Source organism: Bacteroidota bacterium (assembly GCA_034439655.1).
GTDB lineage: Bacteria > Bacteroidota > Bacteroidia > UKL13-3 > UKL13-3 > CANJUD01.
Genome location: JAWXAU010000143.1, coordinates 1 through 11,368 on the forward strand (window position 1 = coordinate 1; position 11,368 = coordinate 11,368).

10 protein-coding genes and 1 pseudogene are annotated in these 11,368 nt (G+C 37.3%); 7 read left to right on the forward strand and 4 right to left on the reverse strand.

Going from position 1 to position 11,368, the window contains the following annotated elements; translation table 11 throughout:
- The 7 genes from SGJ10_10290 to SGJ10_10320 all read left to right on the forward strand — a co-directional run.
- On the forward strand, positions 1-2,171 hold a 2,171-nt coding region (locus SGJ10_10290; protein ID MDZ4758505.1), incomplete at its 5' end, for an ATP-binding protein.
- 98 nt (positions 2,172-2,269) lie between these two features.
- Positions 2,270-2,815, forward strand: a complete 546-nt coding sequence (locus SGJ10_10295) for a phosphatase PAP2 family protein (GenBank protein MDZ4758506.1) — start codon at positions 2,270-2,272, stop codon at positions 2,813-2,815.
- A 111-nt stretch (positions 2,816-2,926) separates the two neighbouring features.
- Entirely contained in the window at positions 2,927-3,250 is a 324-nt protein-coding gene (locus SGJ10_10300) for a DUF3276 family protein (protein MDZ4758507.1), read from the forward strand.
- Between the two features lie 85 nt (positions 3,251-3,335).
- Complete coding sequence (locus tag SGJ10_10305) at positions 3,336-4,160, forward strand: DUF3822 family protein (protein MDZ4758508.1); 825 nt, start codon at positions 3,336-3,338, stop codon at positions 4,158-4,160.
- Positions 4,148-4,714, forward strand: coding sequence for a 16S rRNA (guanine(966)-N(2))-methyltransferase RsmD (rsmD, locus tag SGJ10_10310; protein ID MDZ4758509.1), 567 nt, complete (start codon positions 4,148-4,150; stop codon positions 4,712-4,714). Before SGJ10_10305 ends, rsmD begins: the two co-directional genes overlap by 13 nt.
- 193 nt (positions 4,715-4,907) lie before the next feature.
- Positions 4,908-6,593: an amidohydrolase gene (locus SGJ10_10315; protein MDZ4758510.1), complete on the forward strand. Its 1,686-nt coding sequence runs from the start codon at positions 4,908-4,910 to the stop codon at positions 6,591-6,593.
- Between the two features lie 40 nt (positions 6,594-6,633).
- Entirely contained in the window at positions 6,634-7,284 is a 651-nt protein-coding gene (locus SGJ10_10320) for a porin family protein (protein ID MDZ4758511.1), read from the forward strand.
- 2 nt (positions 7,285-7,286) lie between these two features.
- Here SGJ10_10320 and SGJ10_10325 read toward each other — a convergent pair whose 3' ends face one another.
- The 4 genes and pseudogenes from SGJ10_10325 to SGJ10_10340 all read right to left on the reverse strand — a co-directional run.
- A complete protein-coding gene (locus tag SGJ10_10325) occupies positions 7,287-8,033 on the reverse strand; it encodes a UDP-2,3-diacylglucosamine diphosphatase (protein ID MDZ4758512.1) in 747 nt (248 codons plus the stop codon).
- A 103-nt stretch (positions 8,034-8,136) separates the two neighbouring features.
- Positions 8,137-10,245, reverse strand: coding sequence for an ATP-dependent DNA helicase RecG (recG, locus tag SGJ10_10330; GenBank protein MDZ4758513.1), 2,109 nt, complete (start codon positions 10,243-10,245; stop codon positions 8,137-8,139).
- Between the two features lie 104 nt (positions 10,246-10,349).
- Positions 10,350-10,643: pseudogene (locus SGJ10_10335) on the reverse strand (response regulator).
- Positions 10,640-11,368 (reverse strand): histidine kinase (locus SGJ10_10340; protein ID MDZ4758514.1); only part of this gene is annotated, 729 nt, incomplete at its 5' end. The pseudogene SGJ10_10335 and the gene SGJ10_10340, both read right to left, overlap by 4 nt.

Below are 11,368 nucleotides of genomic sequence, written 5' to 3' on the forward strand. Positions count from 1 at the left end.
CCAATTATCTTTTAACACTTACCATTATGGCTAAAATTAGATTTGGGCTCAACGGCCAGATATTCACAGGGTTCTTCATCCTCGTGTTCCTGCTGATGTTATATGCTATCGTCAGTTTTTTTGCACTGAAAGCAAATACCAATATATCCGAAAAAATATCTACGGTAGTTGCCCCCTCGTTGGAAGCTGTAAACGATTTCGACAATATGGTGGTAAAATCGCGAATGCTTACCATTACTTGGGTTTTATCGCAACCAAATGATTATGATAAATCGGCACTAAAAAAACTGCACAAAACCGAATACCGCCATATAAAAGAACGGATCAAAAAACTGATGGTGAACTGGGAAGACCAAGAAAGTTCAATAAAAGAAATGGATTCTGCATTCAAATTATTTGAAGTAATTCTTGGATGGGAAAAAGAAATTATGGCCTACCTCCCCGATTTCAAATCGTATGAAATAGCCCAAGCCAAAGCCGAAAGTAACTTTTTATTGAGCGATGTAATAGAGCAATCAGACGAGCTTGCAACAAGGGTAGACAAGATTAAAAAATTAAAATCGAAAGAGTTTGCCGAGAGTCAATTGATACTGTCGGAAACTGCCGATAACTTAAGATATAGCATTATTGGACTTTCTATTTTGTTCAGTATTTTGGGCGTTATCATATCAATATATATGGGCAACCTCATTACCAAACCTGTAGTACAATTGCGTAATGTGATAACCCGTGTGAGCCGTGGAGAATTATCGAAATCGGACTTAAAAGTAAGCGAAAATGAAATTGGCAAAATGATACAATCGGTTGATATGCTTACCGAATCATTGAAACAAAAAACACAGTTTGCAAACTCGATAGGAACCCGCAATTACGACGAACCTTTTAAACCCATCGGCCCACGCGACGATTTGGGAACTGCACTCATATCGATGAGAGATAATTTAAAACGTAACGAGTCACAATTGATTGAAGCCAAAGATGCGGCTGAGTCTGCAGACAAAGCCAAGAGCCAATTTTTGAGTAATATGAGTCATGAGATTCGTACCCCAATGAACGCCATTATTGGTCTCACGGAATTATTGTTACAAGAAAAAGAACTTGAAGAAATTCAAGCCGACAACCTCCGCTCTATCCAACTCTCAGCCGATAACTTATTAGAAATCATAAATGATATATTAGATATTTCTAAAATTGATGCAGGCAAACTCAGTCTGCAAACTTCGGAATTCAACCTGAACGATGTATTGCAACAAGTAATGCGTGTGGCTAGTGTGAAAGCAAATGCCAAAAAAATACAACTCAACAAATCTGTCGACACACGTTTGCCGCTCATGCTCAAAGGTGATGCAGTAAGGCTAAACCAAATACTGATTAACTTGGTAGACAATGCCCTCAAATTTACTGAAAGTGGATCGGTAGAAGTGAAACTCACCGCAAAATCGCTCGATTTACAAAACTCAAAACTGATTTTGCATATAGAAGTTGTTGATACTGGAATTGGTATACCCCGCGAAAAATTCAATATCATATTCGAGAGCTTCCGCCAAATAAAAGACGAGCATAACCGTCAATATGGAGGAACAGGTTTGGGGCTTGCCATCACCAATAAATTGGTAGAACTTATGAAAGGCCGTATCTGGCTTGAAAGTGAGGTAGACCGTGGTACTGTATTTTTTGTGGAACTGCCATTCGAAATTTCGGAAAACTATATGAATGTGGCCCAATTTGTTCAGTCGCCGGTGAAAATGAGCCCTGTGATGGCCAACGCCACAAACAATAAAAATTTTGCGGGCAAGCACTTCTTGGTAGTAGAAGATAACCTCATCAACCAAATATTGATGAAAGAAATTTTGAAAAAATGGAATGCCACTTTTGAAGTTGCTTCCAATGGTGTAGAATGCCTAAAATACATGGAACAAAAAGAATATGATGCCGTATTGATGGATTTGCAAATGCCCATCATGGACGGTTATGAGGCTACCCAAAAGATAAGACAAAGCCAAACTTTTAAAAACCCTCAAATCCCTATCATAGCTATATCTGCAGATGCCTATGAAGCTACAAAAGTAAAGGCAATAGAAACAGGAATGAACGACTATATATCAAAACCTTTCAGTAACGACGGGCTATATAATATCATCAATAAATGGATAGGCCGCAAAGCAGCGTAAAACTCAACTTATACCCTACTTTTTTTATTTTTTTAATACCGATAGTTGTATTACTTGCCTACATTTTAGCGTATAGCAATGAAACTGTTTTTCTATATGTGAACAACAATTTTCACTCCACTTTTTTCGATGCACTGATGCCATATATAACTATGTTGGGCGAATGGGTTACTATCATACCTATTATCATCATCTTTGCCTTTATCAATTATAAAAGAGCATTGGGAGTTGCTTTTTCAGGCATCTTATCATTTTTGGTGGTGCAAGGATTAAAAGAATTTGTATTCGACCAAGTGGCCAGACCTGCTGGAGTTTTTGCCAATGATTTATCGGTGCTGCATATTGTAGAAAATACCGATTTGCATTCCAGTTATTCATTTCCTTCGGGGCATTCGGCAGGGGCATTTATTTGGTGCCTATCATTGGCGTTTTACTTTCGCAAGCTCTATATAACTGTCGGCTTGTTGATGCTGGCATGTTTAACTGGTTGGTCTCGAATTTATCTTGCCCAGCACTTCCCGTTGGATGTGGCAATTGGTGGTATTATTGGCATTGCATCATCATTCTTAATTGAACTTTGGATTTCAAAAACAAAGAAATTCCAAGGCGAGTCAAAATTTATGACACTTTTTCGCAAAAAATAATTAGCTGAAAAACAACACAGTATCTTAACATTTGAAATTATCAAAATCAACTCATATTGCATAGTACCATACTAAGCATACATTTGTCAACGCAAAAAATATAGAAATCGTATGGATGATTACAACCAAGACAGGAACATTGTATTTTCGAGAAAGGTAAAAGCTGGTAAAAGAACTTACTTCTTTGATGTGAAAACCACCAAAGGCAATGACTATTATATAAATATTACCGAAAGCAAAAAGAATTTTGACGGTGGCTTTATGAAAACCAAAGTGTTTTTATATAAAGAAGACTTTAATAAATTTATGGATGGCTTGCAAGAAACAGTTTCTTATGTAAAAAATGAACTGATGCCCGATTATAATTTTGATGAGTACCAAAGACCCGAATACACAGCCCCACCAGCCTCTGACGAGGAAAATAACCAAAGCTAATCCACCAATTGTATATAAAAAGAATGCGGCTCAACAGGGTCGCATTTTTTTTGCACCATTTTTTTGATTAGGTTTGCAACATTACATGACCGCATACGATATTCAGGCCGCAAATTACAACGATGACATTAGCCATCTGTTGGACTTATATATAAAATTGGCCGATCGTGAAATGGCTTATGCACTTTACGACCCCAAATTTTCATCATTCATCGCGTTGAAATCGTTCCCGCTCTCCAATCCCGATGACCTGCGAGACATTGTAAACCACGAATTCACAAAGACGTATAGGAACTCACGCATTATCATAGAAAACAACCAGCAGGCCCTGTTCCCCGAAAACTTGTTTGACCGTAGCAAGGCCAAAGATATTTTTTCTTTCACTACACCCTATAATGCAAACGAAGAAACATTATATACTGACCACATTAAAACAAGTGGGATGTTGAATGTTTTCAAAATATCGAATTTACTTAAAGATATTATTAACCTATATTTTCCACAGGCAAAAATTACCCATTACGCAACGGCACTGTTATCAGGTCTATTGGTGAATAGTGAAAATGAAACTGAGTTTACTGCCCATATCAATCCCGATTTTTTTCATATCGTTATTACCAAAAACAACAAACTCATTTTTTGTAATTCATTCGAATATGAAACCATCGAAGATATATTATATTATATCCTTGCCAGTTACGAACATTTTGAATTATCGCCCAAAACCCAACCTTTGAAATTATATGGTTCCATCAGTCGTTTCGATGAACTGAAAGATTTATTGAATACTTATATCATGTTTACCGAACTAGGTGAACACCCAGCCAACTTTGCCTTCGACAAGGCTTTTGATGTTTTGCCCGAGCATTTATATTTCCCGCTTTTATCTTTGCCCTTGTGCGAATCATAAGTGGCAAATATCGTGGCCATGTGCTGAGGCCTCCTACAGGATTGCCTGTTAGACCCACTACTGACCGAGCCAAAGAAAGTTTGTTCAATATTTTGGAAAACAAATATTACTTAGATGAAATTAATGTTTTGGATTTGTTCAGCGGCACTGGAAATGTAGCTTTCGAATTTGCAAGTCGCGGTGCTACCGAGGTAATATGTGTTGACAAATACCCAAAATGCTGTAAGTATATATATAGTGAAGCTCAAAAAATGGGACTTGACCAAATACATACCATTACGGAAGATGTATTACACTTTATCAAAGACTGTCCCACGCAGTTTAGCATCATCTTTGCCGACCCGCCTTATGAAATGGCGAATCAGGAGACCATAATCGGCCTAATATTTGAAAAAGAATTACTCAAAGAAAATGGGATGTTGATATGGGAACACCATAAAAACCTCTCTTTCGAGAATCAGAAATATTATATTGAAACTAGAAAGTATGGTGATTCGGCTTTTAGTTTTTTTGAAAATAAGACAAATATATACTCAAAACACAATGCTAAATAGATTTGTCATGTCTCTCGATAGCTATCGGGCGAAGGAGATATCTTCTGCTTCCTATAGCGACGCACTAAGTTCCAACATTGTACCCCTCGGCGGCGGGCCTCGCCCACTTGGGATGACAAAAAATATCAGATGCTTATTCCTTTCTCAACTATATATGCTGAAATTAGCGATAAAGAAACTATATAATACCATAATGAATTTAATTCAAATAATATGTTACAAATCGAATCTCAAATTTCAGATTCTTTCATTCTTCTTATTATATAATATAGTCTGCTTTGCACAGACTGATTCTATAATTACTATATATCACAATGCCACGATATATACAGTAGATAGCCAGTTTACCAAGTGTGATGCGATGGCAGTATTAGAATATCCAACCACTGAGAAAAAAAATAAAATTCTGGCAACAGGTAAATTTGAAAATCTAAAGACTAAATATCCTTCTGCAAAATTAAATAATGTAAAAGGCAAATATATTTATCCCGGTTTTATTGATGCCCATTGTCATTTTTTTGGTTTGGGAGTGAGTATGCAAATAGTAGATTTGGTGGGTACAAAAACTTATGATGAAGTATTAGAACGCTGCAAAAAATATAATATTACTAACAAAGGCAATTACTTGATGGGTCGAGGTTGGGACCAGAATGATTGGCCGAAAAAAGAGTATCCTACCAACGAACAATTAAATATATTATTTCCTGATATTCCTGTAGTATTAAAACGTATTGATGGCCATGCAGCATTAGTGAATAATAAAGCCTTGATTCTTGCAGGAATTAAAAAAGGAACGAAAATTTCGGGTGGCGAAATTATATTAAAGGGTGGAAAACCAACTGGTGTTTTAATCGACAATGCCGTTGATTTGGTGATGAAAGTAATTCCAAGAATGAATGATACACAAATTCAACTTGCAGTAGAAAAAGCTGAAACTAAATGTTTATCTATGGGCCTGACCAGTGTGGTAGATGCGGGACTAGAAATGGATACCATATATAAAATTGCAAAATTTTTGAGCGATATCAATGTATACGCAATGCCCATGTTCACACCCGAGTTTATTGAAGCCCATGATGCGAGCAAAAATTTAAATTTTGACAAACTACATTTGGATGGCGTGAAAGTATATATAGATGGAGCATTGGGTAGTAGAGGAGCTTTGTTATTAAAATCTTATTCCGACAAAGCAAAAACTTATGGATTTCAGTTAACAAGCTATAAAGAACTACAAAGAGTATTTTTGTGGTGTGCCGAGAATGGATATCCGCTCAACGCTCACTGCATAGGCGATTCAGCCACACGTATATACTTTAGATTGATAGAAGAATTGAAACCCATACTGAGCAAAAACATATATAAATGGCGTATTGAACATGCACAAGTAGTTGATACCAATGATTTGAAAAAATTTAAAAAGTATGGTATTATACCTTCTGTGCAACCTACCCATGCCACCAGTGATATGTATTGGGCTGAAGAACGATTGGGTAAGCAACGTATAAAAACTGCATACGCTTACAAAGACCTTTTGAAAGCCGCAGGACTGGTTGCACTCGGCACCGATTTTCCAGTAGAAGATGTGAATCCATTATATACATTTACATCTGCAGTGTGGCGAATGGACAGCAACGAATTCCCCAAAGGTGGATTCCAAATGGAGAATGCCTTAACAAAAGAAGAAGCATTACGCGGCATAACCATTTGGGCAGCCTACAGTGTGAATGGTGAAAGATATACAGGCAGCTTAGAACCCAACAAACAAGCCGATTTCATTATCCTGGACACGGACTTGATGAATGCCACATTTAAGGAATGTAGGAAAGCGAAAGTAGTCGGGACTTATATAAGAGGGAAGATGGTTTATAGTATAAAGTAGCAAGCCCGCCTCGACGGGAAGTAAAAAGACAATATATAGAATGGCCTCTTTAATAAAATATAAAAACAAGGTGTATATAATATCACTAGCTACACTATTATATATAATCCCAAACACTATTTTCGCACAGCAAGCAAAATTCAAAGCCAGTTTGGGAATTAGTCTTTCACAGATTGATAATGACGGCATGAGCGGATACCACAAAAATGGGCTCACCGCAGGTCTCATGACACAATTCCCACTTAAAAAAGATATGCTATGGTCTATAGGAATGAAATATGTGAACAAGGGCAGTAAAAAGATATATGGAGAGTTTGGCCCCATTGGTGGAGATGGAAAATGGGAGAAAGCAAGTTTGCATTATGTTGATCTACCAATTATCTATACTTATATATTTAAGAAAAAAATCTATATAAGCACAGGCCCCGTAGTTGGAATTTTAGTGGGTGGAAATATAGAGTTTACGCCATTTACAAAATATGATGCACGTGATACTTTTAAAAAATTGGAACAAGCCTGGGTTTTATCCGTTGCTTATAATTTCACCAAGAATTGGTTAGTACAAGTTTCTACTGAAGCTAGTTTTATATCTACCGCCAAAGGTAACAACCACATACATCCTAGCAGATACTTTGGTTATGCAAACGATAATATACTCATCGAATTGGTGAAAATTATTGATAGCAAGTAGTATTATACTTTCTTCAATTCCAACTTCTCTCCATCAAACACAGCATAGGTGAAATGCGAAATCCAATCGCCCAAGTTTATATATCTTGCTCCGTTGCCCAAATCCAGTTCTAGCGGATGATGTCTGTGTCCATATATCATATAATCGTAATGGGTATGTTGCAATAACTCTTTGGAGTATATAATCAACCATTCCTTGTCTTCGCCCAAAAACACTTTGTCTTTATCAGCATTTACCCTGCGACTACTAGTACTGAAATAATTGGCCAATCGTATTCCCATATCAGGATGCAATTGCCTAAACAACCACTGACAAAAAGGATTTCTAAAAAGTTTTTTGATGAACTTATAACCGTGGTCACCTGGGCCTAAACCATCGCCATGGGCTATGAAAAATTTTTTGTTCCCGATTTGTTTTACCAACGGATTGTGATGCACTTCCATATTAAACTCCTTGATAAAATAATCCTTCATCCACACATCATGGTTGCCGCTAAAAATATATATCTTTATTCCCGCATCACTCATACGGGCAAGCTGACCTAAGAATCTTGTATAATACTTTGGAATGGCATGCTTGTATTCAAACCAAAAATCGAATAAATCTCCCACCAAATACAATTCTTTGGCATCAACTGAAATCTCCTCCAACCAAGCCACCAACTTACGTTCACGCAGCAAACTACTTTCGTAATCGGGCACTCCAAAATGAAAATCGGATGCGAAATAGTATTTGGTCTTTGTGGACAATGACTGGTTAAATTATTTGCAAAGATAAGGCGAAAGGAATAAGGGGTAAAGACCATTCCGCAGAAGCTACTTATCCCTTACTCCTTACTCCTGTTTCTCACCCCTAACTCACCCTGCCCCAATCCCCATTCTGCCTAGTGTATAATTCAAAATATTTGGAAGTATTAATATGCTCGGGCAATTGCAATAATGGATCTTTTAATAATAATTCCTGTGCTTGTTTGCGAGAAAGCTCTACCCATTTTTGGTCATGTATGATAGAAGCCAATTTCAAATCGAGCATGCCTGACTGGCGTGTTCCTTCCAAATCGCCAGGGCCACGCAGTTCCATATCTACTTCGGCTATCACAAATCCATCGGTGGTATCTACCATTGTTTTAAGGCGTTTGCGAGTATCGGCACCAAGTTTATCGCCTGTTACTAATATACAATAACTTTGGTCGGCACCGCGGCCCACACGGCCTCGCAACTGATGCATTTGAGCAAGACCAAAACGTTCGGCACTCATCAACATCATCACACTGGCATTGGGCACGTTCACGCCTACTTCTATTACCGTTGTTGCAACCAAAACATGTATATCACCTTTCACGAAATTGCTCATAACATTTTCTTTTTCTTTGGGTTTCATCTTGCCATGCACCATGCCCAATCTATATTCTGGCTCAGGAAAAATTTGTTTAAGCTCTTCATAGCCACCCATCAAATATTCAAAATCTAGTTTCTCCGATTCTTCAATTAAGGGATATACAATATATATTTGTCTACCTTCGGCAATTTGTGTTTTAATAAAACTATATACATCGCTCAAGCCACGCAGGTAGCGGTGCACGGTGCGAATAGGCTTTCGACCCAAAGGCAATTGATCGATAACAGATATATCCAAATCACCATATAAGGTCATGGCAAGTGTGCGTGGAATTGGTGTGGCGGTCATCACCAAAATATGCGGAGGTTCCTGATTCTTTTTCCAAAGTTTATATCTTTGTGCTACACCAAAACGATGCTGCTCATCTATTACCGCCAATCCCAAGTTTTTGAACTGTACTTTATCTTCAATTAATGCATGGGTCCCAATTAGTATATTAATTTCTCCATTCATCAAATTGTCGTCTATATCTTTTCGTTCACTTTTTGAAGTAGAACCTGTGAGCAATCTACAATTGAGGCCCGTACCAAAAAACATTTCGCTAATAGTTTTATAATGTTGTGTCGCTAAAATTTCTGTGGGAGCCATGAGGCAACATTGATAATTATTGTCGACCATCATCAACATACTAAGCAAAGCTACTATAGTTTTACCACTACCCACATCGCCTTGCAGCAAGCGGTTCATCTGTTTGCCCAAACCTAAATCGGTGCGAATTTCTTTTAATACTTTCTTCTGTGCATCTGTTAATTCGAAAGGCAATTTGGTATTATAGAAATTATTAAAATGCTCAGCAATTGTTGTAGCTATTATATTTGTTTTTTGCGAACTTACCTGCTGTTTATAATGCAGAATTTTTAGTTGCAAGAAAAACAATTCTTCAAATTTGAGCCTATCAACGGCGGCATTGGACATATCTATATTCTCGGGAAAATGTATATTTTTCAAAGCCATTTTCCTATTCACCAATTGCAGATTATCTAATAAATATTCAGGTAAATTTTCTTGTATATAATACTCGGGATGGTGCACCAAAGTATAACATATTTTGGCCAAGGCACGATTGTCGAAAGCACGGGCACGCATTTTATCAGTAATGGAATACACAGGCTGAATGCCCGTTTCAAACTTTTCTCTTTCGGGCAACGACAATTCGGGATGGGTGATTGATATAATATTTCTATATACGGAAGGTTTGCCAAAAGCTATATAGGTTTGTCCAGTTTTTACAAAATCGTCCAGCCATTTTAATCCTTGAAACCAAACCAATTCTACATGTCCGGTTCCATCGTTCAAAGTGGCCTTTGCACGCATGGTTTTGCCTGTTCCTTCTTTCTTATAGTTTTGCAAAACACCTTTTACTTGCACGTAAGGCATCTGATCATCGAGGTCGCGGATAGCCCAAATTTTTGAACGGTCGACATATCGAAAAGGGAAATGCATGAGCAAATCTCTGTAAGTGAAAATTTGTAATTCTTTCCTAAGCAGCTCAGCACGGGCAGGCCCCACGCCTTTGAGAAACTCGATAGGTGTTTGCAGAAAATTACGATAGGTATTGCTCATTAGGGGTGCGAATTTACAATTTGGAAGTTTATTATTGGTGTGAAACTTATAGGCGACTTTAGAAATCGGACTATAAAACAAAATCACTTGGCCAAGCTGCGATATAATAAATAATCTATCGCATGTGTTTCAAAAGCTTTAAGGGCATACTCATCAAAGGCCGTAGTAAATATAACAGCAGGCGGATTCTCGGTCAATTCCAACATTTCAAATCCATTTATTTTGGGCATTTGTATATCCAAAAATATAAGTTCTGGTTGTAATTGTTGTATAGCTTTCATTCCTTCAAAACCATCATTACATTCAGCTACCAATTCTATATCTGAATGATTTTGCAAATATTCTTTTATAATGGATCTCGCCAAAGGTTCGTCATCTATTATAATAGTTTTAATCATCGTTGGGGTATATTAATTTGTGTAATAAATATATTCTCTTGCACCTCTGTACTCAATAAATTTTGCTGTCCAAAAATAAGATACAACCTGCGGTTAACTGAGGCCACGCCAAAGCCAGTTCCCTGCTTGTGCCTTGTAGTTTGAGGGTCGAATGGGTTTTTCACTATAATACCTAATTGGTTTCTAATATTTTTTGCTTCTATGATAATTGTTACTTCCCCCACCGTATCATATAATCCAAATTTGATGGCGTTCTCCACAACTGGTTGCAAAATTAATGCAGGGAGCAAGCAGTCATCACAGGTTTCATCAACTGTAATTTGGGTATTTAATCTTTGTCCAAAGCGAACTTGTTCAATATCTAAATATAACTGCAACAATTCAAATTCTTCTCTTAGCGAAACTAGTTTTTGTTCGTCTTTACGCAAGGTTCCTCTGAGAAAATCAGACAATTTTTGTATCATGCTTCTTGCTTCCTCGGGCTTGCTGCCTATGAGATCACTAATAGAATTGAGGCTGTTAAATAAAAAATGAGGTTGTAATTGTTGTCTCAAATTTGCAAGCTCTGCATCTTTAGCCAATTGTTGTGTTATCGCATTCCTTTCCGTAATTTCCTTCTGTTCCTGTATATAATACCAGACCCAGCTCACCAATTCAGCACAACCTATTAATAAAAATGCAATGCAAAATCGCACCAACATCGAGCGTTTCAATATATATATATA